Below are 24,000 nucleotides of genomic sequence, written 5' to 3' on the forward strand. Positions count from 1 at the left end.
CCGTGGAGCGCCGGATGACCGAGGACGATGCTGCGACGCTCGAGAAGACCCGGCTGGTGTGGCCTCCACGGCGAAGCGGGCCTTCCCTGCTGCTGGCGGACGAAGGCGCCCGCGTGCTGGTCGCGGGCACGGGCGCGCACCGCGCGCCGTCGCGGCTGCCGCAGGTGCCCGCCGTGCCGCCGACCGTCAACGACGTCGCCCAGTGCCTGGTGGAGCGGGCGGGCCTGGCCGCGTCCGGCCTGAACGTGCTGCTCGACCCGGCGACGCCGGCCGCGCTGGGCGAGGCGCTCGAGCGGGCGGCGCGCGAGGCCACGTCCGTGCTGATGTTCCACTACGTCGGCCACGTCGTGTCCGGGCCTGACGACGAGCCGCACCTGGCTACGCAGGCCACCGTCGACCTCGGCGACGGGGTGCCCGGCTACCAGGCGCTCCCCTGGTCCGCGGTGCGCGACATCCTGGCGTCCTCGCGGGCCGGGCTGACCGTCGTGGTCCTCGACTGCTGCTTCACCGGCGCCGGCCGGCCCGTGCCGGCCACGGCGATGGAGAAGGTGATCGACGCGTCCTGGCCGGGCGCTCACGTGCTCGCGTCGTCCGCGAAGGACGAGAACTCGTGGGCACTGCCCGGCGTCCGCCACACGGCGCTCAGCGGGGCGCTGCTGCGGCTGCTGAACGAGGGCGACCCCGCGGGACCTCACGACTTAACCCTCGACCACGTCCATCACCACCTGGCCCGCGTGCTCCCCGAAGGAGGGTTCCCCCGCCCGCGCAGCCAGGCCGCCGGCCGGCCGGCCGGCCTGGCCGAACACCCGCCGCTCGCGCCCAACCCCGCCCAGACGAGCCGCCGCTCCCAGGCAGGCCCGCCGATCGCCTCGCCGGGCGACCTGTCCAGCCCCTACCGCGGCCTGGTCCCCTACACGGCCGAGCAGGCCGAGCTGTTCTTCGGCCGGGAGAGCGCGACGAGGTCCCTGGCCACGCGGGTGCGGCAGGCCCTGCGGGAGGACCCTCCGCCCGTCGTCGTCGGCTCGCAGGCGTTCGAGGCCGGCGGGCCGCTCATCGTCACCGGCGCCTCGGGCTGCGGGAAGTCGTCGCTGCTGCGGGCCGGGCTGGTGCCCGCCGTGCGGCGCGACCTCGGTGACGAGCTGTCGTGCCTCGTGCTGACCCCCGGCGCGGAGCCGACGGCGGCGCTGGCGCGCGAGCTGGCGGCGCTGGGCGGCAGCGCGCCCGACCGGCTGCGCGCGGCCATCGATTCCGATCCGGGCGCGGCGCGGCGGGCGCTCACGGGCGTCAGGGGACGCACGCTGCTGGTGGTCGACCAGTTCGAGGAGCTGTTCATCGCCTGCACCGACGAGCGGGCCCGGCGCCGGTTCGTCGAGGCGCTCTCCGGGCTGTCCAGGAACGTGGCCGTCGTGCTCGCCGTGCGCGCCGACTTCTTCGGGCGCTGCGCGGCCTACCCCGGCCTCCTGGAGGCCATGAAGCGGCCCGAGATCGTCTCGCCCATGACCGGGGCCGAACTGCGCGCGGTGATCGAACAGCCCGCCCTGCGCTCCGGTCTCTCGCTCGAGCCCGGGCTCACCGACCTGCTGCTGGAGGATCTCCAGGCGAACGCCGACGCGCTCGAACGGTCGGGCGGCCCGCTGCCGCTGCTCTCCCACGCCCTGCTGGCCACCTGGCAGCGGCGTTCCGGCGGCACGCTCACCATGGCCGGCTACCGGTCGGCCGGCGGCGTCACGGGGGCGCTGGCGTCGAGCGCCGAGGACACCCTGCGAGGGCTCGGCGCGGAGTTCGAGCCGATGGCGCGCGACCTGCTGATCCGGCTGGTCCAGGTGGACGACCAGATCGGCGGTACGAAACGCCGGGTCGCGCTCGCCGAACTGCTGCCGGGCAACCCGTCGGTGGCCGGGCAGGTGCTGGCCGAGTTCGTCCGCACCCGGCTCGTCACCGTGCAGAACGACGAGGCGGAGATCACCCACGAGGCGCTCATCCGAGCCTGGCCCAGGCTCGGCGGCTGGATCGACGCCGGCCGCGCCGGGCTGCTCGTCCAGCGCCGTCTGACCGAGGACGCCCGGCTCTGGCAGCAGCAGGAGCAGGACCCCGCCTACCTGTACGACGCGGGCCGTCTCGCGGCCGCGCTGGCGGCGGTGGGCGGCCGCCCCGCCTCCCACGGCGACGTGCCAGGTCCTGCGGGCACCGGCGGCGCCGCGCCCCCCGGCCCGGCGCCCGTCGAGGACGTGATCGCCCGGACGGAGCGGGAGTTCCTCGACGCGTCGGAGCGGCGGCAGAACCGCCGCGTGCAGATCGCCCGCGGGGTGATCGCCGCCCTCTCTGTGCTCCTGCTCGTGGCCGCGGTCGGCGCCGTGGTGGCGCTGGTGCAGCGAGGCCAGGCGAGCAGCCGGGCCACGACGGCGGCCACGCAGCGCGACCAGGCCCTGTCGCGCCAGGTCGCCGCGACCGCCGGCCGCATGCCCGACACGTCGCTCGCGGCGCAGCTCGCGCTCAGCGCCTTCCAGGTCTCGCCCACGGCGGAGGCCCGCGGGGCGCTGCTGAGCACGCTCTCGCGCCCGATCGGCGCGCGGCTCGTCGGGCACACCGCGCCCGTCGAGCGGGTGGTCTACCGCCCCGACGGCCGGGTGGCCGCGACCGCGTCCAGCGACCAGACCGCCCGGCTCTGGAACGTCGCCGACCCCCTCCGCCCGAAGGCTCTGGGCGTTGTGCAGGGCCACACGGGCGGCGTGGAGGCGGTGGCGTTCAGCACGGACGGGAAGATCCTCGCCACCGGGTCCGCCGACAAGACCGCCCGGCTGTGGGACGTCTCCGACACCGCCAGGCCCGGAGCCATGGCCACGCTCAAGGGGCACAAGGAGCGCGTGCTCTCCGTGGCGTTCAGCCCCAAGGGCAGCATCATGGCCACCGCGTCCGCCGACCGGACCGTCCTGCTGTGGGATCTCGCCGACCCGCGCAAGCCCAAGCGGGTCGCCGTGCTGCAGCAGAGCTCCGACATCTCCGAGGTGGCCTTCAGCCCCGACGGCAGCCTGATCGCCGTGACGTCGTCCACCGGCGGCGTCGCGCTGCTCGACGTGCGCACCCCCGCCAAGCCGACCAGCCTGGCGACCCTGCCCGCGCAGGACGGCGCGGTCAGGAGCGTGGCGTTCTCCTCCGACGGCGTCTACCTCGCCACCGGCTCCGACACCGGCAAGGTGCACGTGTGGAACGTCACCGCCACCAAGCTCGTCGGCACGGCGAGCGGGCACGGCTCGGCGGTCGGTGACGTGGCGTTCAGCCCCGACGGCAAGATCCTGGCCAGCTCCTCCACCGACGGCACCGCCCGCGTGTGGGATCTGTCCAGCCCGAGCTCGCCGCAGGCCGTCGCCACGCTGGCGGGCGCCGGCGGCACGGTCACCGGCGTGGCGTTCAGCCCGAACGGCCAGAACCTCGCCACCTCCGGCGTGGACGGCACGACCCGCCTGTGGAACGTCGCCAACGCCGCCCGTGTCTCGCCGCGCGCCAGGCTCACCGGCCACACGTCCACCGTGGGCGGGCTGGCCATGTCGAAGGACGGCGACACCCTCGCCACCGTCTCCGACGACGAGAGCGTGAAGTTGTGGAACGTCTCCGACCCCGCGGTGTCCACGCCGCTGTCGACGCTGTCGGGTCACACCGCCGCCGTCGTCGCGGCCTCGTTCGCCCCTGACGGCAAGCACCTGCTCACGGCCTCGCTCGACAGGACCGCGCGGTTGTGGGACGTCTCCGAGCCCGCCACGCCCAAGCTCGTGGCCACGCTCAAGGGGCACACGGACGGCGTGCGGTCGGCGGCGTACAGCCCTGACGGCAAGAAGGTCGTGACGGCGGGCAAGGACGGCAAGCTCTACCTGTGGGACGTGTCCACGCCCGCCGCCCCCAAGCGGGTGGCGGCGCCGGGCGTGGCCGACGAGATGCTCGACACGGTGGCGTTCCGGCCGGACAGCCGCGTCATCGCGACCGGCTCGCGCTCCTCCCACCTGCGGCTGTGGGACGTGTCCACGCCCGCCGAGCCGCGCCGGCTGGCCGACATCCCCGCCCACACCGGCGGCGTGCTCGACGTGCGGTTCAGCCCGGACGGCAAGACGCTCGCGACGACGGCCACCGACGGCACGACCCGTCTCTGGGACGTCGCCCAGCCTGAACGGCCGCGACGGTTGTCGATCCTGCCCGGGCACTCCGCCGACGTGACCGCCGCCGCGTTCGCCGCGAACGGCAAGACGCTCGCCACGGCGTCACGCGACGACACCATCCGGGTGTGGAACGTCGCCGACCGCGCCCGGCCGGTGTTGTGGGCGGTGCTCACGGGGTCGGGCTCGGTCAACGACGTCGAGTTCGGCCCGGAGGGCACGGTTCTGGCGGGCACCTCCGGCGTCGCGGCCCAGCTGTGGGGGCTGGACGTGGAGCAGGCGCGGGCGAACGTCTGCGAGACCTCGGGGATGACGATCACCAAGGCCGAGTGGGCCCACTACCTTCCCGGCATCCCGTACAAAGCGCCCTGCGCGGCCTGACCCGCTGCCGCTCACCCCTGAAGGGATCGTGGGAGTAGCCCACCCACCCTCCGGGCTCCTGCTCGGGCGGCTCCTGTCCTAGCCTCGAAGGTATGAACAGGGACAACCTGCTCGGCCAGTTCCTGCGAGCCCGCCGCGAGCTGCTCCAGCCGGAGGATCTGGGCCTGCCGCCGGGCACGCGCCGCCGGGTGGCGGGGCTGCGCCGCGACGAGGTGGCCCAGCTGGCGGGCGTGAGCACCGACTATTACGTACGGCTGGAGCAGGGCCGCGAGCGCCACCCGTCCGCGCAGGTGGTCGACGCGCTGGCCCGCGCCCTCGCCCTGGAGGAGGACGCGGCCGCCCACCTGCTCCGGCTGGCCGGTGCGTCCACCGGGCGGCGGCGGGCGGCTCCCGGACGCGAGCAGGTCAGCCCGTACCTGCTGCGCATGATGCGGGCCTGGCCGCACACGCCGGCGGTCGTGCTGGGCCCCCGCCTGACCGTGCTGGCGGGCAACGCCCTGGGCAAGGCCCTGTTCGCCGGCCACGCCCACAGCGACGACCTGGTGCGGCTGGTGTTCCTCGACGAGGACGCGCGGGACTTCTATCCCGACTGGGACCGGGTGGCCGTCAACACCGTCGCCGGGCTGCGCGCGGCGGCCGGCACCGACCCCGACGACCCGCGGCTGATCGAGGTGGTGGGCGAGCTGTCGCTCAGGAGCGAGGCCTTCCGCACGTTGTGGGCCCGCCACGACATCCGCCAGAAGACCCATGAGACCAAGCGGTTCCGGCACCCGCTGGTGGGCGAGCTGACGCTCCACTACGAGTCGCTGACCGTGAACAGCGCCCCCGGCCAGCAACTGGTCGTCTACCAGGCCGACCCGGGCAGCCCTTCCGAGGAGGCGCTGGCCCTGCTGGGCAGCCTGACGGCCGAGCAGGAGGTACGGCGCCCGGCGCACGCCGCCGAACGACCGCCCGCCACCGAGGACTGATCCCCCACACCAGCCACGCGCCCGCCCCGATGGCCGACGCGCTGATTTGTCATGCCAGAAAGCGCCCGACAACACCCACACCGACCACGCCCGCACACGACCGACAAGCACCGGCCACCGGCCAACGGTTACGACCACTCCCACTGACACGCCCGCTCACACGCACGACGACCACGCACGACGACCACCACGTGAACACGTGGAACACCACTCTGGAGTGACTCCTCGTATGACCACCAATGACACGCCCGTCTGGTTCATCACCGGCTGCTCCACCGGTCTCGGCCGGGCGCTGGCCGACGCCGTCCTGGCGGGCGGCGGGCGCGCGGCCGTCACCGCCCGCGACCCGGCGCAGGTCGCGGACCTGGCCGCGCGCCACGGAGACCGGGCCCTGGCCCTGCCGCTCGACGTCACCGACCAGGACCAGATCAAGGAGGCCGTCACCCGGGCGGAGTCCGTCTTCGGCCGCATCGACGTCCTGGTCAACAACGCCGGGTACGGCTATCTGGCCGCCGTCGAGGAGGGCGAGGACGACGAGGTCCGCGCGCTGTTCGACACGAACGTCTTCGGCCTGCTCGACGTCACCAAGGCCGTGCTCCCCGGCATGCGCGCCCGCCGCGCCGGCCACGTCGTGAACGTCTCCTCGCTCGGCGGTCTGGCGGCCTTCGGCGCGACCGGCTACTACCACGCCACCAAGTTCGCCGTGGAGGGAGTGTCGGAGTCGCTGGCCGCGGAGGTGGCTCCCCTGGGCATCAAGGTCACGATCGTGGAGCCCGGCGCCTTCCGTACCAACTGGTCCGGCCCTTCCATGCGCCAGTCCCCCGTGCGGATCGACGACTACGCGCAGACGGCGGGCGCGCGCCGCGCCACCACGCTGGCGACCTACGGCAAACAGCCCGGCGACCCCGAGCGGGCGGCTCAGGCGATCATCGCCGCGGTCGGAGCCGATGCGCCGCCGCTCCGCCTGTTGCTGGGCAGGGCGGCGTACGACGTCGCCTCGGCCCGGCTGGACACCCTCAGAACCGGCTTCGACACCTGGCGTGACCTCACGCTCAGCGCCGACTTCCCGGCGTAGGGCGGCAGCCCGGAACCAGCCGGCGTACCGAAACGAAGGAAACGATGAGATGACCACCACTGAGAAGATCGTCCTGATCACCGGTGCCAGCAGCGGCATCGGCCAGGCCACCGCGCTGCGGCTGGCAGCCGACGGGAACCACGTCGTCATCGGCGCCCGCCGCACGGACCGTCTCGATGAGCTCGCCGGCCGGATCGAGGAGGCCGGCGGCACGGTCGACGTGCGGCGCCTCGACGTGACCGACCGCGAGGACGTCGCCGCGTTCACCGACGCCGCCGCCGAACGGCACGGCCGGATCGACGTGATCGTGAACAACGCGGGCGTGATGCCGCTGTCCCGGCTCGACTCCCTGCTGGTGGAGGAGTGGAACCGGATGATCGACGTGAACGTGCGCGGCCTGCTGCACGGCATCGCCGCCGCGCTCCCGCACTTCCAGCGCCAGGGCGGCGGCCATTTCGTCACCGTCGCCTCCATCGGCGCCCACCAGGTGGTGCCGACGGGCGCGGTCTACTGCGCCACGAAGTACGCCGCCTGGGCGATCACCGAGGGCCTGCGCCTGGAGCTCGACCCGAGCATCCGCGTCACCACCGTCTCGCCGGGCGTGGTGGAGTCCGAGCTCGCGGACACCATCACCGAGGCCGGCGCCCGGGAGGCGATGCGCACCTACCGTGCGGACTCCATCCCGCCCTCCGCGATCGCCGACGCCATCGCGTACGCGGTCGGCCAGCCGCCGGAGGTGGACGTCAACGAGCTGATCATCCGCCCGGCACGGCAGCGCTGACCGGCAGGGGGGCGCGGCCCGCGTGGGAGGCTGGTGGATCGTGTTCACTTCCGAGGCGTCTGCGCACCAGCCCGCCGCCCGCCGCCTGGTCCTCGTCGCGGGGCAGGAGGGCGCGGGCAAGACCACGATCATCCGCGCGCTGCTGCCGCACACGCCGTACGGGGCTCGGGTCGACGGCGAGGACCTGGGCCAGGTCAATCCATGCCACTACGACGAGGCGTTCTGGCACCTGCTCCGGTCCAACGTCGCGGTCCTCGTCCGCAACTACTGGGCCGCCGGCTACGTGAACGTCATCGCGGGCAGCTTCTTCCGCACCCGCGATGACTACCTGCGCTTCCGCGACCTCGTCCCCGAGGCGGACGAGGTGTACATGGTCCAGTTGCTGGTCGAGCGGGACGAGCAGCAGCGCCGCAGGCTCACCCGCGCCAAGCAGACCACGCAGGAGTGGCGTGACCGGGTGGACCTGGCCGACACCGGAGACGCGACCATCGCCGCCGATCAGGACGGCTACCGTTACCTCGGAGTCGACAACACGGGGTTGACGCCCGAGCAGACGGTGGCGGTGATCAAGCGGGCGATCCCGGCGATCTACGGCTCGCCGCCGCCGGGGCTCTGATCGTTCCGGGCGGGCGGGCCGCCGTTGTGCGGTTGGGGGCGCGTACGCGATGCGGCGCCGTAAAGAAGACGCCGTAAGGAGACGCCGTAAAGGATCGGTCGGCGTGCAGGCGAGAACGCCTGGTCACCGCCGCGCCTTCGGGGGATTTCCGTCGTTCCGTGAGAAGTTCGTGCCAGGGGACGGAACGCCCAGAAGGAACTCAAATGCGACACGATCATGAGGGCCGGCGGGTCAGCCGGCGGCGGCTGATCGCCGGTGTCAGCTCGCTCGGGCTCGGCGGCCTGCTGTCGGCCTCCGGTGCCAGGGCCGGCACGGTCAACACGGATCTCTCCTCGCTGCTCGCCGACGCCGGCACGTGCACGCTGACGCCCAGCGCGACGCAGGGACCCTTCTACTTCGACGCCGGAAAGATCCGCAGCGACATCCGCGAGGGCAAGCCGGGCGTGCGGCTGCGGCTGGGCATCAGGATCCAGGACAGCGCGACGTGCCGGCCGGTGCGCGACGCCGTGGTGGAGATCTGGCACTGCGACGCCGCCGGTCTGTACTCGGGGGCCGAGCACGAGTCGAAGAGCGGCAGCCTCGGCATGCCGCTCATGACCGATATGACGCCCACGGACGACAAGCGTTACCTGCGGGGCGCCCAGGTCACCAACTCCGACGGCATCGTGCAGTTCACCACGATCTGGCCGGGCTGGTACCCCGGCCGCACCGTGCACATCCACGTCATGGTCCACGTCAGCGACCGGCGCGTTCTGTGCACGCAGCTGATGTTCGACGAGTCGCTCAACGCCGCGGTCCTGGCGAGGCCCCCGTACTCCGCGAACCCCGGGCGCGACACGGTCAACGAGAAGGACGAGGACTACCGCGACGGCATGCTCATGACGGTCGTGGAGGACGGCGACGGCTACCTGGGCGCGATCGCCCTGTCGGCCGACCCCGGCCGGGACGGCCGCTAGACCCGCCGGACGACGCGCAGCAGGTATTCCCTCCTGTTGAGCGGGTTGTGATCGGTGCGCGGGCGCTCGGGAACCGGCCCGCGTACGGGCTGGTAGCGGTCGAAGTCGCACTCCAGCACGCCCTCGCCCCGCGTCAGCCCCGGCAGCTGCTGCTCCAGGGCGTGCACCCCGGCCACCGGGATGTCGCCCGCCAGCATGCCGGGGAACTGGGCGCGCGGCACGGCGCCCAGCCGGGCCAGCACGGGCAGCACCTGACCGGCGGTGTCCGCGGGCAGGTCGATGCGGAAGCTCTGCATCGGCTCCTCCACCATGGTGCCGGCCTGCGCCAGCGCGCTCATCAGGACCAGCGGCGTCAGGTTGCGGAAGTCTCCCGCGGTGCTCGACATGCTCTTGTCGAACCCTCCTCCCATGTGGCTCTGCCTGGCCCAGTAGCCGGTGTGGGTCAGCGTGACCACGCAGTCGACGACCTGCCAGCCGTGCAGGCCCTCCCGGAGCGTCTCGTGCACGGTCTCCTCGATCGTCTTCATGAACGCGTACGGCAGCGAGCCCAGCTCCACCTCCAGCCGGAACTCCACCCCGCCGCCGCGCGGGCCCCGCTCGACGCGCAGCCCGACGGTGGCGAGGAACGGGTTGGGATCCTTGGCGATCACCTCGACCGCGGCTCCCGTGCCGATCGGCCGCTCGACGCAGATCGTGGTCGTCTCACGGAAGGCGACGTCGATGCCGTAGTCGTCGCGCAGCGTGGCCTCGATGACCTCCTTCTGCACCTCGCCGTAGAGGGAGACCGACACCTCCTGGCGCACGTCGTCCTGGCGCAGGGAGATCAGCGGGTCCTGCTCGGCGAGCTGGGCGAGGGCCACGTGGAGCGCGCCACGGTCGCCGGGCCGGACCGGCGTCACCACCGACTCCAGCGCCGGCGGCGGGAAATGGCCCTGCGCCTCGGCCTTGCGCGGCAGGCCGATCGTGTCGCCGATGCGGACGTCGGCCAGGCCCCACAACCGGGCGATGCGGCCCGCGCCCACCCCGGGGCCCGGCGCCGCGCCGCCCCGGTCGAAGACGCTGATCGCGGTGACCTTCCCCTCGCGGGGCGCGCCAGGCTCCCCCTCACGGGCGAAGCTCAGCCGGTCGCGGGTGCGGATCGTGCCGGAGAACATGCGCACGTAGGCGATCTTCTCCCCCGCCGGGCCGCGTTCGACCTTGAAGACCGTACCGGACAGCGGGCCCCCGGGATCGCCCTCGGCGGCCGGGAGCAGCTCCTCGATGCCGGCGATCAGCGCGTCGACGCCGGCGCCGGTGATCGCCGAGCCCGAGAACACCGGGTGCGCCAGCGCCTCCCCCGTCTGGGCGGCGAGCTCGGCGCGGAGCCTTGCGTACGAGACGGAGCTCTCGTCGTGCACGTACGCGGCCAGCAGCGCCTCGCTCTGGTCCGCGAGCACGTCGAGCAGACGGCCGGCGAAGGCGGGCTCGTCGCCGAACGGCGTGAAGGACGCGCGGGCCGTGCCGTGACCGGCGGCCGAACCCATGGAGACGACGGCCGGGCAGAGCTTCTCGGCGAGCTCGCCCAGCACCCGGCCGGAGTCCGCGCCCCGGCGGTCGATCTTGTTGATGAAGATCAGCGTGGGGATGCCCAGCCGGCGCAGCGTGCGCATGAGCACGCGGGTCTGCGGCTGCACGCCCTCCACGGCCGAGACGACCAGGACCGCGCCGTCGAGCACGCTCAGCACGCGCTCCACCTCGGCGATGAAGTCGGGGTGGCCGGGCGTGTCGATGAGGTTGACCGTGGTGTCTCCGACGACGAACGAGACCACCGCGGACTTGATCGTGATGCCGCGCTGCCGCTCCAGGGCCAGGGAGTCGGTCTGGGTGTTTCCGTCATCGACGCGGCCGGGCTCGTCGATGACGCCGGCGGCGTGCAGCAGCCGCTCGGTCAGGCTGGTCTTACCGGCGTCTACGTGCGCGAGGATCCCGAGATTGAGGATGGGCACCGAACGTCATGTCCTTCACTGAGATGGGGCTTCCTTCCTGGGTGGACATGACAGGTGCTCGCATGGTGGTGCTCCTTCTGATCGTTGGGCTGAGGTCAGCACACCAGAGCCGCGACCGGCTGGCAAACGAATTTTTCGTACGCTATGATTTGGGCACATGCCCAAGTCAAACGTCCAGAAAGCACGGAAGATGCCCCCAACCTCCGCGGTACGCGGCAGAGCCACCCGGCAGCGGCTGCTCGACGCGGCCGTCAGCCTCGTGCCCGAGGTGGGGTGGGGCGGCGTCACCACCCGGCTGGTCGCCGAGCGGGCCGGGGTGGCGCCCGGCGTCGTCCACTACCACTTCGCCTCCGTGACCGACCTGCTCGTCGAGGCCGGGATCGCCTTCACCGGAGGGCTGCTCGACAGCCTCGCCGACGAGCTCTGCGCCCGCCCCCGCATCGGCGAGGGCGTCGACTGGCTGCTGGGTGAGCTGTCGCGCTACGGCGGCACGGATCCCGCCTCCCTGCTGGTCGTGGAGATGTTCCTGGCCTCGACACGGCTGCCCGAGCTGCGCGGGCGGCTGGGCGGGCAGATAGCCGCGTTCCGCTCCCACGTCGCGGCGTGGCTGGCGGAGTCGGGCTACCAGGGCGACGCGACGACCGCGGCCGCGATGCTGGCCGCGGCGCTCGACGGCGTCGTCCTCCACCGTTCGCTCGACCCGGACCTCGACGTGGCGGCGATGGCAGTGCCGCTGCGGACCATGCTGGGCATCCCGCCCGGGGAGGAGACGACGTGAAAGCCCTCATCTGCGGGGCCGGCATCGCCGGGGTGACGCTGGCCTGGCACCTCGAACGCGTCGGCTGGGAGGTGGAGCTGGTCGAGCGCGCGGCGGCGTTCCGCGACGGCGGCTACATGATCGACTTCTACGGTCCCGGCCAGCAGGTCGCCCGGCGGATGGGGCTGATGCCCCGGCTGCTCGACGTCCGCCACCCGGTGCGCGAGATCCGCTACGTCGACCGGCACGGCCGCCGGACCAGCGGCCTGACGTTGCCCTCCGGCCTGGACGACGTGCTGAGCCTGCTCCGCGGCGACCTGGCGCGGGCGATCTCCGCCGAGGTGCGCGCACCCATCACGTACGGCACCAGCGTCGAGTCGTTCGACCAGCACGCCGACGGCGTGTCGGTGCGGCTGACGGACGGCACGTCACGTGCGGCCGACCTGCTCGTGGGGGCCGACGGCGCCCGTTCACGGGTGCGCGAGCTCGCCTTCGGCGACGTGGCGCCGCGTTTCCTCGGTCACCACGTGGCCGCCTTCACCCTCCGGGACGCGCGGCTCAGCGCGCAGATCGGCACGCGCTACCAGATGCTCACCGAGCCCGGTGTGATGGCCGGCGCGTACGCGCTGGGCGACGACCGGCTGTCCCTGCTGTTCCTGCGCCGCGACCCCGACCCGGCGCTGCCGGAGGACCCCGCGGCGGCGCTGCGCCGCGGTTTCGGTGAACGCGGCTGGATCCTGCCGGACGTGCTGGCCCGCTGTCCCGGCCCGCCCGAGCTCTACTACGACCTGGTGACGCAGGTCGAGATGGAGCGCTGGCACGAGGGGCGGGTCGTGCTCGTGGGCGACGCCTGCCAGGCGGTGTCGCTGTTCGCCGGGCAGGGGGCGTCGATGGCCATGGCCGGGGCGTGGGTCCTGGCCGACGAGCTCACCGCGGGCGGCGACCTGCCCGGCGCGCTCGGCCGCTACCAGGAGCGCATGGCGCCGGGCATCGCCGAGGTCCAGGACTCAGGGCGGCGGTTCATCGCGTGGATGGCCCCGTCGCACCGGTGGCGGATCGCCGTACGCGACCTGATGCTCCGGCTGGCCGCCCTGCCGGGAGCCGGTCGCCTGTTCGTCAACTCGCTCAGCCCGGGCGGCCACCGCCTGATCAGCGGCCGCTCGCACGTCCTCGAAAGCGTGCGTGAGGACTGACCCGTCCTCACGCACGACGTGCTTCTGCCGAGCGCGACGCCGGCCGCCGCGCTCGGGACACCTTCACGCCGCGGAGCCGGCCTCGTCCTCCTCGCCCCTGTCGCCGTGCCGCCGCCCGGCCCGGTCGAGTTCCTGCTTGGCGATCCTGAAGCGGGCGCAGCGCGCTTCCAGCTCGCGTTCGTCGTCTGCGTTCGGTTGGTCGATCATGTCGAACGACGTGATCACACCTCACCCGCGGAAGCGCCCGCCTTGGCGGAGTCTTGCGACTCCAGCGACTCGACCGTGCCCCGCTCGCCGTCGACCCTGATGCGGTCGCCGTCACGCAGCCGCATGGTGGCGTTGCCGGTGCCGACCACGGCCGGGATGCCGAGCTCGCGGGCGACGATCGAGGCGTGCGACAGCGGCGCCCCCAGGTCGGTCACCACGGCGGCGGCCCGCGGGAACATCGGCGTCCAGCCGACGTTCGTCAGCGTCGTGACGAGGATCTCGCCCGGCTTGAGCCGCTCGCCCTCCTCGGGACCCGAGAGCACGCGGGCGACGCCCTCGACCACGCCGGGCGCGCCGGGGAAGCCGGTCACGGTGTCGCTCACCGTGACGGAGGACCCGCGCGCGTCGTGGAGGTCGGCCCGGCGGCCGGGGTCGGCGGCCCAGCGCACCGGGTCGAAGTGGCCGACGATCAGCGCCGGGTAGGGCGGCAGCGCGGCGTACCGCTCGTAGGTGGCCCGCCGCACGGGCACCCGCTCCAGCGCCGCCGGGTCGCCGCGCAGCAGGGCGAGCAGCTCCTCCAGGTACAGGAAGAACACGTCGTCGCCGTGTCCGGTCAGCTCCCCCGCGCGTACGGCGAAGGCCCGCAGCACCCAGAAGGCCCTGATGTTCTCGGAACGGGTCGACTCGCGGTCGCGCACCACGGCGCTCCACTGCTGGACCCGGGCGCGCATCCCGGCCTCCTTGCGGGGATAACGCTCGGCGAACCGCGCCCACGCCTCCTCCCTGGCCCTGGCCTGCCGGGTGAGCAGCGCCTCCGTGTCGTGCCGCAGGTCGCCCAGTCCCGCGAGCTGGGCGTCGATCCAGCCGGGGTCCTCGCCGGGGCGCGGAATCGACACCTCGAACTCGTGGGCTCCGCGGTGGCCGTACGTGCGGGCGAACTCGGCTCTGGTGATCTCTCCTCTGGCCAGTCTGGACAGCCCCATCACCGGGCCCAGGCTGGCCAGCTCGCCGTCGCTGTTGACCCCGGTCAGCATGGCTTCCGCGTCGAGCTCGCCCATCAGCCGGCGCAGGCGGTCGCGGGTGAAGACCAGGGTCGTGCCGCCCTGGCGGCCGGCCGCCTCCAGCATGCTGCAGGCGGTGACCGTGTGCTCGCGGATCTCCGCCTCCCACAGGGCGGCCAGCTCGGCGGCGGAGCCGGTGGCGGCGATCCTCTCCCGCAGGTCCTCGCAGCGCTGCTGGGAGGTGGCCAGGAACGCGTGCATGCCCTTGAGGTTCTTCCGCACGCGGCGGCGGATGCGCACGGCCATGGGCAGCACGCGCTTGAGGATCTCCCACCGGGAGACCTTCACCAGCGGCACGTCGAGGCCGGGCGGGACCTTGCCGAAGACCTGCTCGACCGCGCTGAGCCGGCTCTTCATGCCGAGGGCCGTGGCGATGGAGTGGACGACGCTCAGGTTCATGTAGAAGCGGCCGCCGATGTTGCCGACCAGGTCGAAGCCGGGCAGGGTCGAGGCGGACATCGCCTCGGCGATGAACAGCCGCACGAACGACCACGTCAGCGGCGTCATCACGTCGGGGATGGCCTCGCCCAGGTTGCCGCCGGTCCACAGGTAGTCGCCCTTGAGGCTGTCGTTCCACTCCTCGACCTCGGGGGCGATGCCGGTGATCGGGCGGGCCTGCACGATGGCGAACGCGCCGTCGCGCGAGGCCCACTCGACGTCCATCGGCGTGCCGTAGAGCGCCTGGATCCGCACGCCGATCCCGGCCAGCTCCACGGCCCGCGCGTCGTCGAGCACGGCAGCGCCGCGCAGGTCTCCGGGCACGGGCCGCTCCTCGGTGCCCGTGGTGGTGCGGACGGTCATCACCGTCTTGTCGGCGGTGCGCGACTGGACGACCGCTCCGCCGGACACCACCACCGTGTCGGGGGTGACCTGCCCGCCGACGACCGCCTCGCCCAGCCCCCACGAGGCGTTGATCACGATCTCGTCGCGGGCGCCGGTGACCGGGTTGGCGGTGAACATGACGCCGGCCGCGTCCGCGTCGACCAGCTCCTGCACCACCACGGCCAGTGCCACGTCGTCGTGGGGGACGCCGTTCTGGTCGCGGTAGGCGATGGCTCGCGGGTTCCACAGCGAGGCCCAGCAGCGCTTGACCGCGTCGAGCAGGGCGTCGCCCCTGATGTTGAGGTAGGTGTCCTGCTGCCCGGCGAACGACATGCCGGGCAGGTCCTCGGCCGTGGCCGAGGAGCGTACGGCGACGGGCACGTCGCCGCCGAGCGCCGCGTACGCGTGGCGGATCTCCTCGGCGATCCCGGCGGGCATGTCGTGCTCGGCGAACATGCGGGCGATCACGGCGGGGTCGGCCGAGGACGCCCTGAGGATCTCGTCGCGGAAGTCCGCCACGAACGCGCGGTAGGCGTCGGTCGTGACGTGGAACCCGCCGGGGACGGGCAGCCCCGCCCTGGCCAGCCGGGCGAGTGAGGCGCCCTTGCCGCCCGCGGTCGCCAGGTCGGCGGCGGCGTCGTCGAGGGGGATCACGGCCTTCATCGCGCGCTCCCCGCGGTGCTGCCGTTCATCGAGACCGCCAGCTTCGCCTGCGCGATCTCCGTGACGGCGTCGAGGTAGTCGAGCGTGGCCCGGGCCACGGCGTCCGCGTCGCTTCCGGCAAGCGGGCGGCCGGTGCTCATCGTGCGCTCGATGGTGTCGGCCACGAGGTCGGCGACCTGGTCGTCGGAGGGCCGGGTGACCCCTCGCATGCCTTCCGGCATGAACAGGAACCCGTAAAGGATCGCGCCGGCCACCATGGCGTGGTCTCCCGGTTCCTCGCGTACGGCGCCGCGCTTGATCAGCTCGGCCAGGTAGGAGTCCAGGGCCGGGAACAGCTCCGGAGCGCTCGTGCCGCGCAGCTTACGGCGGGTCAGCTTGCCGAGCATCTCGGAGCCGTCGCCCAGCAGCGCGTGGAGCAGGGGCCGGCGCAGCAGCTCGCGGGCGAACGCGCCGTAGAGCGCGCTGAGCGTGGCGGGCCCGCCGCGGCGCACGCCGTCCAGCATGAGCACCCGCTCGCGGCGCAGCAGCGCCGTGAACAGCTCGTCGCGGGTCTTCCAGTGCAGGTAGATGGTGCCCTTGGCGACGCCGGCGTGCTTGGCCACGTCGTCGATCGTGGTCTTGTCGTAGCCCCACCGCAAAACCAGCTCGGTTGCGGCGTCGAGGATCCGGTGCGCCCGCTCGCGCTGGCGCGCCGGATCCTGTGGCGGTCGTCCTGGCTTGACCATGCATCTCACCCCGTTTGTTTGACTAGATGAGATTAAACGGTCATTAAATTATGCGCAAGCTCGTGCCGCAGTCAGCCGATCTTCGCGAGCAGCGCCTCGGCCTCGGTGGCGAACGACGCGTCGCCGGTGTCCACCGCCCTGCGCAACATCCGCCTGGCCTGCTCCAGGTCGCCCCGCTCGTACCGGATCTCGCCCAGCCGGCAGGCCGCCTCGGCCACCAGGTCCGGCTGCTCGGTCAGGCCCAGGGTCTGCTCGTAGTACCGCAGCGCCCCGTCGCGGTCCCCCAGCCAGTAGCAGAGCTCGCCGAGATGCGCGGCGGCCAGCCCCGACTCGGAGTCGCCCGCGTCGATGACCCGCTGGTACCAGGTGAGCGCCTCGCCGAAGTCCCGCTCGCGCTTGGCCAGCGCGCCCAGGTACATGGCCGCCACGGCGCCGTGGTGCCCGTCTCCGGCGTCGACGGCCCTGCGGTACCACTCGCGCGCCCGCGTCCCGTCCTCGTCGTGGTAGGTCCGCCCGATCCCGATCATGGCTCGCACGGCCCGGTCGGCGTCGCCGGCGTCGACCACCCGGCGGTAGACCTCGCGGCCCTCGTCGACCTCGCCCGCCTCGACCAGCGCCTGGGCGAACGTGGTGAGCACGGTCGGGTCTCCGCCCTCCGCCGCCTCCCGCAGCGTGTGCAGCGACTGCTCGGTGTCGCCCTGGTCGCTCTGCAGCATGCCGAGCAGGCTGGCGAACACGCCTCTCGCCGGGCTGTCGGCGTCGCCCGCCTGGCGCTCGGTCAGGTCGTAGAGGGCCTCGGAGTCGCCCTCCGCGTCGAGCAGCTCGAGCAGCCTGCCGCCGGCCACGAAGCGCACGTCGGGGTTGTCGTGCTCGTGCAACCGCTCGTAGATCGCGCGGGCCTCGTCCGTACACCCGAGCTCGGCCAGCCGCTCGGCCACCCGCAGGTCGGTGAAGGGCCCGGCGCCGTCCAGCTCGTAGTACCCGCGTACGGCCTCCGGGTCCTCGCAGCGGTCGCCCAGCCCGCGGGCCGCCTCGGCGGCGCTCTCCCCCATGAGCGCGAGCACCTGCATGGCCAGCGGGTGATCGCCGCTCCCGCAGGCCTGATGGGCGAGGGTTTCGAGGTTGTTCATGGCGGTCCCGGCCAGGTCGGTGCCGGTGCCCGCGGCCACCTCGAACGCCCGCGCGGCGGCGAGATCGTCGCCCTCCTCGTGCAGCCAGACGCCGAGCTGCACGCCGCCCCTGGCCATCGCGTCCGGGTCGCCGGACTCGACGGCCAGCCGGACCTCGCGGGCCGCCCCTTCCGCGTCGCCCAGCTCGCGCAGCGCCCTGGCCAGGTCCACCCGCATGCTCGACGTGGTGGCGGGGAAGCCGGCGTCGACGCCCATGCCGTAGGCGCGCGCCGCGGCCTCCATGTCGCCCCTGGCCTTGCAGGCGTCTCCGCGCGTCCAGTAGGCCATGGCGACGGTCTCCGGGTCGCCGGTGGCCACGGCCTGCTCGGCCTCCCGCTCCAGGGCGTCGTGGTCCTGCTCCTGGAGCAGATGGACGAGCAGGTGGCGGCGGCATTCGAGATCGCCTGCCGCCGCCCCCTCGGCCAGCGCCGCGCGCACGCCGCCGGCGTCGCCCTGCTCGCCCAGCAGGTCGGCCAGGACCAGGGCGGTGGCGGGCAGCGCGGCCCTGGCCGCCTCCACGGCTCCATCGAGGTCGCCGCGGCGCCGGCGTACGACCGCGATGTCGCGCCAGGCCGTCGCGGCCGTCTCCGCCCGCTCGGTGGCCGGCAGTAAGCTCAGCTCGGCCCGGCAGTGATGGCCCTCGTTCGCGAGGACGGCGCCGAGGTCGATCCTGGCCTCCGCCGCGAGCGCCGGCTCGCCCAGCTCGGCCACCAGCTCGTAGAACGGGCCCGCCACGCCGTCGTCCATGCCCCGCGCGCTGGACATGACCTCCCGCAGGGCCTCCTGCAGGCCGGCCGGGTCCGTGCCGGCCAGCAGGTCGCGGACGCCGGGCAGGTCCTCGGCGTCGAGCGCGAGCAGCAACCCGGCCGCCGGCTCCGAGCCGGTCTGCTCCGCCAGCGCCGCCAGCGCGCCCTGCCGGTCGCCCTCCGCCGCCAGCACCCAGGGCAGCTCCTCGGGGGTGGCCCGGCCGAGGAGGTGGCGGGAGACGGCGGCGGCGTACGCGTCGTCCTCCTGTGCGGCGGCCCGCTCCAGGGCGAAGCGCGCGGACTCGCTGTCACCGGCCGCCATGAGGCAGCGGCCCGCCTCCAGCATGGTCCGCGGCTCCGAGGCCGGGTCCATGGCCGCCGCCCGCTCGAACGCCGCCCGCGCGGACTCCAGGTCGCCGGTTTTGGCCAGCAGCGTGCCGCGCAGCCGTTCCGACTCCCCGGTCACCTCGGGCGGCGCGGCCGTCATGGCCGCGAGCGCGCCCTCCGCGTCGCCGTGGTCGAGCAGGAACCGGGCGAGGCGCAGCGACGCGTCCCCGCCCAGCGCCGCGGCCAGCCGCTCGCCGGCCTCGTCCACGCGCCCGCAGGCCACCAGCGCCTCGCCGAGCCCCAGGGCCACCGGGGCCCGCAGGCCCTCGTCGCCGGTCTCCGGCACCCCGGCGAAGGCCTCGGCGGCCTCGGCGTGCTCGCCGAGCTCCATCAGCGTCCGTCCCGCGGAGTGCAGCGCCACCGCGGTCAGGTGGTCGTCGCCGCCGGCGGCGGCCTGCCGCCACGCGTCGACGGCGCCGCGCTTGTCACCGGAGTCGCCACGCAGGGCGCCCAGGTAGCAGCCGGCCCGCTGCCGCAGGTCCGGATCCCCCGCCGCGACCAGCAGGGAGAGCGCCCGGTCGGCGGCGCCGGCCTGGCGGGTGCGCTGCCAGGCGTGCGCGCACTCCATCGCGAGCGCGCCGGCCATCCCCTGCGCGTCTCCCGAGGGGAACGCCGCCGCGGCGGCCTCGAAGTCCTGGCCGAGCAGCGCGTGCCCGAACCTGCTGACCTCGTCGGAGCCCAGCGCGAAGGCCGCGCGGGCGGCGTCGAGGTCGTCGAGCCTGATCCTGGTGTACCCCAGCAGCAGCGCGCTGCGCTCCCCCTCCCCCTGGGCGATCAACCGCTCGTGCAGGCGGCAGGCGGCCAGCAGGTCGCCCTGCTTCTCGTACAGGCCCGCCAGGTCGGCGGCGGCCTCCAGGCGCAGGCCCCGGTGCTCCGCCGCCGTGGCCCGCTCGTACGCGGCCCGCGCCAGGAGCGGGTCGTCCCCGGCGACGAGCCCGCCCAGCGCGTACGCCACCCAGGCCGCCAGCGCGGGATGGCCGTCCGACCAGGCCCGGCGCAGCAGCGCGGCCGCCTCGTCCGTGTCCGGCAGCACGTCCTTGCTGATCAGGGCGGTGTACGACAACGCCAGCGGGTCGCCGGAGCCCACCGCCCGCTCGAACAGCTCGGCCGCGCGGGACAGGTCGAACCCGATGGAGACCAGCACCTGGGCGAACACGGCGGTCCCGATCGCGGCCACGGCGGGGTCCGGGTGGTCCATGGTCGCGCGGTAGCGGGCCAGCCCCTCCTCCCTGCCCAGCCGCTGGTGGTCGAGCATCGCCGCGAGCACGGGGTGCGGCTCCTCGCCCGGCTCCCTCAGCAGGTGCAGCAGGAACGTCGCGCTGAACCCCTGGAGCAGGTCATAGCTCTCGGCCACGTACGCCAGCAGCTCGTCGGCCTGCTCCCGGTCGCCCTCGCCCAGCTCCAGCTCGGCCAGCGCCACCATGGCCCGCAGCGACTGCGCCGGCGCCTCCGAGTCGGCGGCCCTGCGCAGCAGCCGTCTGGCCTCGGCCAGGTCGCCGTCGCGCAGCCGGGCGAGACCGTTGTCGGTGTCCTGCAGCGCCTGCTCCTCGACGGGGTCGGGCAGCGGCTGCTGCATGGCGTCGTGGTCGAGCAGCAGCCCGGCCTTGTACGCGGCGTCGGCGTCGGCGTGCCCGGCCGCGAACGCCGTCAGCTCCATGATCTCGTCGTGGGCGCCGGGGTGCTGTTCGAGCAGGATGCCGAGCAGGGTGACGCTGACCGATGCCCACTCGCTCTCGCCGGCCTCCAGCACCGCCCGCAGCGCGGCCAGCGCCTCGGGCACCTCACCCGCCTCGGTGTGCATCTGGGCCAGGCACGCCTGGGCCTCGACGGCGTGCTCGCGCTGGCCGCTGGCGATCACCCTGTGGAAGATCGCCTTGGTCTCGTCCTCGTCGCCGAGCTGCGCGGTCACCTTGGCCAGCTCGATCAGCGACGGCAACCGGATGTCGGGCCTGGGGTCCTCGGCGGCCACCCGGTAGGCGTCCGCGGAGTCGGCGTACTCGCCGAGGTCCACCAGGACGGCTCCGAGCAGCTTGTGCGCCATGGCCAGGTGGTCGGGGTGCCCGACGGCGATGGCGTGCTCGCACACCTCGCGGGCCGCGTCGAACTCCTCCGCCTCGGCGTACAGCTGGTAGAGCCGGAACGCCGACAGCGACACGATCTCGGGGTCGCCGCAGGTCAGCAGCGCCTGGTAGTCGTCCTCGCCGTCGGCCGCCTCGTACAGGTCGTGGGCCGAGGCGGGATCCTGCTCGAACTCCGGCAGTTCGAGCCGCGCGGCCAGCTCGGCCACGGCGGGGCTGTCACACCTGCGGGCACGTTCGAGCGCCTCCTGGGCGCCCTGGGCGTCGCCCAGCTGGGTGCACACCAGGACCATGGCCGTCTCGGCGAGCGCGGCCACCTCGAAGTCGGCGCCGTCGGAGGCGATCGTCAGCACGCGGTGGGCCGCCGGCCACTCCTTGGCGTTGACCAGCATCATGCCCATGGCCATGGCCGAGCGCTGCCCGAACACCGGATCCCCCGACTGGATCACCGATCGGTGCGCCGCCTCGGCGCCGTCCAGGTCTCCCTGCTCCTGCAGCACCCCCGCCAGCAGGTGGGACGCCTCCGGGTCACCCGTGGCCGCGACCTGCCTGAACAGCGCGGCGGCCTCGTCGAGATCTCCCGCCTCCCAGTGCTTCATGGCCGCGTCGAGCTGTTCTGACGCCATCGTCTCTCCAAGGTCATCCAATAATGTGAAAAAGCTACACATACGCCACGCTTGGTCACAGCCATTCCGGGATCTCGGAGCCGACGCACCGAGATGTGGAGCCGCACCGTAGCGTGGTGCCCATGGGCAACGCGTTCTGGATCGACCAGGAGTTCGACAGGGACCGTGACGGGCGCTATGCCGTACACGTGCGCAAGAACCTCGAGGAGTTCGAATGGGGTGACATCGCGCCCGTCAGGTTCGCGTGCGCGGCCTGGCGGCTGGCCACGCCGCCGTCGCTGACCCCCGGCTACGTACGGTGGGACCGCCGCGTCCTCGAGGCGACCTGCCACCGCAACACCTGGGACGGCACCCTCTACGCCCGCGTCAGGGTCGTCTCGCCGCTGCCGGAGGAGCTGACCCGGTCGCGGGCCTGGTGGCGCGACCGGGGATGGCTGGGCTGGCAGGAGACCTTCGGCCAGTACGTCGAGCCGACCCAGCAGGATCTCGCCAGGATCCCGTTCCTGCGGGCCACGCTGCTGGTCGAGGCGCCGGTGCCGCTCGACGACCTGCCGCCGGAGCCCGAGGGCCCGCACGACGAGGTCGAGCAGAGCGCCCACCGGGCGGTGGTGGTGCTGGTCCGCGAGCTCAACGCTCTGGTGTCGCCGGTGCTCGACCAGCTGGGCTGACGGGCGACCAGCCGCTCCGGCATGCCCGGCGTACGGACGGGTAGCAGGAGGCGCATGAGGTTCCCGTTCGCCGTGCCTGCGCTGGCCGCCCTCGCCGTCGCCGGCTGCTCCGTGGACACCGCCTCCCCCGCGCGGGCCGCGGAGCGTTTCCACGCCGCGATCGCCGGGCGGCAGGAGGCGAGCGCGTGCTCCATGCTCGCCCGCAGGACGGCCGAGAAGCTGCCCGGCCCCGGCCAGACCTGCGCCGACGCGCTGCGCGAGGTGCGGCTGGACCCCGGCGGCCGGCCCACCGCGGTGAGCGTGTGGGGCGAGGAGGCCCAGGTGCGCCTGACCGGCGACACGGTCTTCCTGCACCAGTTCAGCGACGGCTGGCGGGTGAGGGCCGCGGGCTGCCGGCCGGTTCGCGACCTTCCCTACGAGTGCGAGGTGGAGGACTGATGCGAGTGATGTTCGCGCTCACCACGCTCGTCATCGTCGCGGGGCTGGCGTGGTTCTTCGCGATCGGATGGTCGCGGCTGTGAGGCGGTTCAGGGACAACGCCCTCTCCGTGACCTTCCTCGTCCTGTTCGTGCTGGCGGTGTGCGGGCAGGCCGTGGCGGGGCTGCTCGACTACAACGACCGGCAGATGGCCGCGGGCGCGGAGCCGGTCTCGCTGCCGGACTACGTGGCCTCGTCGTCCTTCGCGGTCGACGTGGCCGAGAACTGGCAGTCGGAGTACCTGCAGTTCTTCCTGTTCATCGTGGTGACCGTCTGGCTCGTCCAGCGCGGCTCGCCCGAGTCGAAGGAGCCGGGCGAGGAGGGGGCGGAGTCCGACGAGCAGCAGCGGATCGGCCGCTACGCCGAGGCCGGCTCGCCCGCCTGGGCGCGGGCCAGAGGGCTGCGGTTGTGGCTGTTCAGCAACTCGCTGGGGCTGGTGATGGGCGCCGTCTTCCTGCTGTCGTGGCTGGCCCAGTCGGTGGCCGGGCAGGCGGCCTACAACGCCGACCGGCTGACCGACCTGCGCGATCCGGTCTCGTGGAGCGCGTACGTCACCTCGCCGGAGTTCTGGAACCGGAGCCTGCAGAACTGGCAGTCGGAACTGCTCGCCGTGCTGTCGATGGTGGTGCTCTCGATCTATCTGCGGCAGCGCGGCTCGCCCGAGTCGAAGCCGGTCGGGGCGCCGCACGCCTCGACCGGGGTGGAGGGCTGACCGGTGACCACGGCGACGACGCGGGTGCCGGGCTCGAAGGCGCCCTGGCGGGCGAGGTCGAAGATGCCGTAGAGCATTTTCGCCACGTAGATCCGTTCGACTCGATATTTCGTGATGAATCGCTCTAGGGCCGGGGTCGACTTGGCGTATCCGCCGAAGTGGTAGTCCAGGTTGATCTCCCAGTTCGGCCACGTACGGCCGTACGCCTCCCGCTGCAACCTGGCCACCTCGCCGGCGAGGAACCCCGCCCCCTTGAGCACCGCGAACCCGATCGCCCGCTTCCCCTCGGGCAGCCCCGCCGAGATCCCGGCCAGGGTGCCCCCGGTGCCGACCGGGCAGCAGATGACGTCGTAGTCGCCGGCGATCTCCCCCGGCAGCTCCGCGCACCCGCGCACGGCCGCGGCGTTGCTCCCGCCCTCCGGCAGGATCACCACGCCGTCACCCCACCGCTCCCGCAGCCGGGCCTGCACCTCGTCGGTGTGCTTGAGCCGGTAGGAGGCCCGGTCGAGGTAGGCGAGCGTCATGCCGCAGGCGGCGGCGTGCGCGAGTGCCGGGTTGAGCGGCCGGTGCTCCTCGCCCCTGATGACGCCGATCGTCTCGATCCCGTGCCGCCGGCCGGCCTCGGCGACGGCCCTGATGTGGTTGGAGTAGGGGCCGCCGAACGTCAGCAGCCGGGAGTGCCCCAGGTTGTACTTCAGCTTGCGCGGTTTGTTGTCGTCGTGCGCCAGGAACACCCGGACCTGGCCGAGCCCTGGGTCCAGGAGTTCCTCCATGGCGCTAGTCTACGGTCGGGCCTATGTTG

General features: G+C 73.5%; 17 protein-coding genes. 11 read left to right on the forward strand and 6 right to left on the reverse strand.

The features are described 5' to 3' along the window. Positions 1–14 precede the first annotated feature (14 nt). The 6 genes from ACZ6SA_RS02070 to ACZ6SA_RS02095 all read left to right on the forward strand — a co-directional run bounded on the left by ACZ6SA_RS02070 (position 15) and on the right by ACZ6SA_RS02095 (position 8,922). A complete protein-coding gene (locus tag ACZ6SA_RS02070) occupies positions 15–4,526 on the forward strand; it encodes a caspase, EACC1-associated type (RefSeq protein WP_465826120.1) in 4,512 nt (1,503 codons plus the stop codon). Between the two features lie 92 nt (positions 4,527–4,618). Then, positions 4,619–5,494 (forward strand): helix-turn-helix domain-containing protein, encoded by an 876-nt coding sequence (locus tag ACZ6SA_RS02075; RefSeq protein WP_465826122.1) that lies wholly within the window; start codon positions 4,619–4,621, stop codon positions 5,492–5,494. Between the two features lie 229 nt (positions 5,495–5,723). Next, entirely contained in the window at positions 5,724–6,569 is an 846-nt protein-coding gene (locus ACZ6SA_RS02080; protein ID WP_465826123.1) for an oxidoreductase, read from the forward strand. 49 nt (positions 6,570–6,618) lie between these two features. Continuing rightward, positions 6,619–7,350, forward strand: coding sequence for an SDR family oxidoreductase (locus tag ACZ6SA_RS02085; protein ID WP_347641875.1), 732 nt, complete (start codon positions 6,619–6,621; stop codon positions 7,348–7,350). 40 nt (positions 7,351–7,390) lie between these two features. Further along, positions 7,391–7,966, forward strand: a complete 576-nt coding sequence (locus ACZ6SA_RS02090; protein WP_465826125.1) for a P-loop nucleotide/nucleoside kinase family protein — start codon at positions 7,391–7,393, stop codon at positions 7,964–7,966. 203 nt (positions 7,967–8,169) lie between these two features. After that, on the forward strand, positions 8,170–8,922 hold the full coding sequence (locus ACZ6SA_RS02095) for an intradiol ring-cleavage dioxygenase (protein WP_347641873.1): 753 nt from the start codon (positions 8,170–8,172) through the stop codon (positions 8,920–8,922). Here ACZ6SA_RS02095 and ACZ6SA_RS02100 read toward each other — a convergent pair. Continuing rightward, positions 8,919–10,907, reverse strand: a complete 1,989-nt coding sequence (locus ACZ6SA_RS02100; protein ID WP_465826127.1) for a GTP-binding protein — start codon at positions 10,905–10,907, stop codon at positions 8,919–8,921. The genes ACZ6SA_RS02095 and ACZ6SA_RS02100 overlap by 4 nt on opposite strands. 190 nt (positions 10,908–11,097) lie before the next feature. Here ACZ6SA_RS02100 and ACZ6SA_RS02105 point away from each other — a divergent pair, with 190 nt between their 5' ends. Further along, entirely contained in the window at positions 11,098–11,685 is a 588-nt protein-coding gene (locus ACZ6SA_RS02105; protein ID WP_347641871.1) for a TetR/AcrR family transcriptional regulator, read from the forward strand. Further along, complete coding sequence (locus ACZ6SA_RS02110) at positions 11,682–12,857, forward strand: FAD-dependent monooxygenase (RefSeq protein WP_465826130.1); 1,176 nt, start codon at positions 11,682–11,684, stop codon at positions 12,855–12,857. Before ACZ6SA_RS02105 ends, ACZ6SA_RS02110 begins: the two co-directional genes overlap by 4 nt. Before the next feature lie 63 nt (positions 12,858–12,920). Here ACZ6SA_RS02110 and ACZ6SA_RS02115 read toward each other — a convergent pair whose 3' ends face one another. The 4 genes from ACZ6SA_RS02115 to ACZ6SA_RS02130 form a co-directional block, all read right to left on the reverse strand. After that, a complete protein-coding gene (locus ACZ6SA_RS02115; RefSeq protein ID WP_347641869.1) occupies positions 12,921–13,064 on the reverse strand; it encodes a hypothetical protein in 144 nt (47 codons plus the stop codon). Positions 13,065–13,078: 14 nt separating this feature from the next. Then, entirely contained in the window at positions 13,079–15,610 is a 2,532-nt protein-coding gene (locus tag ACZ6SA_RS02120) for a PEP/pyruvate-binding domain-containing protein (protein ID WP_465826132.1), read from the reverse strand. Continuing rightward, the gene (locus tag ACZ6SA_RS02125) at positions 15,607–16,335 is read right to left on the reverse strand and encodes a TetR/AcrR family transcriptional regulator (protein ID WP_465826134.1); all 729 of its coding nucleotides are present in this window, start codon (positions 16,333–16,335) and stop codon (positions 15,607–15,609) included. The genes ACZ6SA_RS02120 and ACZ6SA_RS02125 overlap by 4 nt, the downstream gene beginning before the upstream one ends. A gap of 71 nt (positions 16,336–16,406) precedes the next feature. Then, complete coding sequence (locus tag ACZ6SA_RS02130; protein ID WP_465826136.1) at positions 16,407–21,341, reverse strand: tetratricopeptide repeat protein; 4,935 nt, start codon at positions 21,339–21,341, stop codon at positions 16,407–16,409. A gap of 122 nt (positions 21,342–21,463) precedes the next feature. Here ACZ6SA_RS02130 and ACZ6SA_RS02135 point away from each other — a divergent pair, with 122 nt between their 5' ends. From ACZ6SA_RS02135 to ACZ6SA_RS02145, 3 genes are all read left to right on the forward strand, one after another. After that, on the forward strand, positions 21,464–22,009 hold the full coding sequence (locus tag ACZ6SA_RS02135) for a hypothetical protein (RefSeq protein ID WP_465826138.1): 546 nt from the start codon (positions 21,464–21,466) through the stop codon (positions 22,007–22,009). A 54-nt stretch (positions 22,010–22,063) separates the two neighbouring features. After that, positions 22,064–22,447 (forward strand): hypothetical protein, encoded by a 384-nt coding sequence (locus ACZ6SA_RS02140; protein ID WP_465826140.1) that lies wholly within the window; start codon positions 22,064–22,066, stop codon positions 22,445–22,447. 79 nt (positions 22,448–22,526) lie between these two features. Then, positions 22,527–23,198: a DUF6766 family protein gene (locus ACZ6SA_RS02145; protein WP_347641863.1), complete on the forward strand. Its 672-nt coding sequence runs from the start codon at positions 22,527–22,529 to the stop codon at positions 23,196–23,198. Here the strand turns inward: ACZ6SA_RS02145 and ACZ6SA_RS02150 are convergent. After that, on the reverse strand, positions 23,123–23,971 hold the full coding sequence (locus tag ACZ6SA_RS02150; RefSeq protein ID WP_465826142.1) for a 1-aminocyclopropane-1-carboxylate deaminase/D-cysteine desulfhydrase: 849 nt from the start codon (positions 23,969–23,971) through the stop codon (positions 23,123–23,125). The two genes, ACZ6SA_RS02145 and ACZ6SA_RS02150, sit on opposite strands and share 76 nt — an antisense overlap. Between the last annotated feature and the right edge of the window lie 29 nt (positions 23,972–24,000).

It is taken from the genome of Nonomuraea sp. NPDC049378 (genome assembly GCF_055586745.1).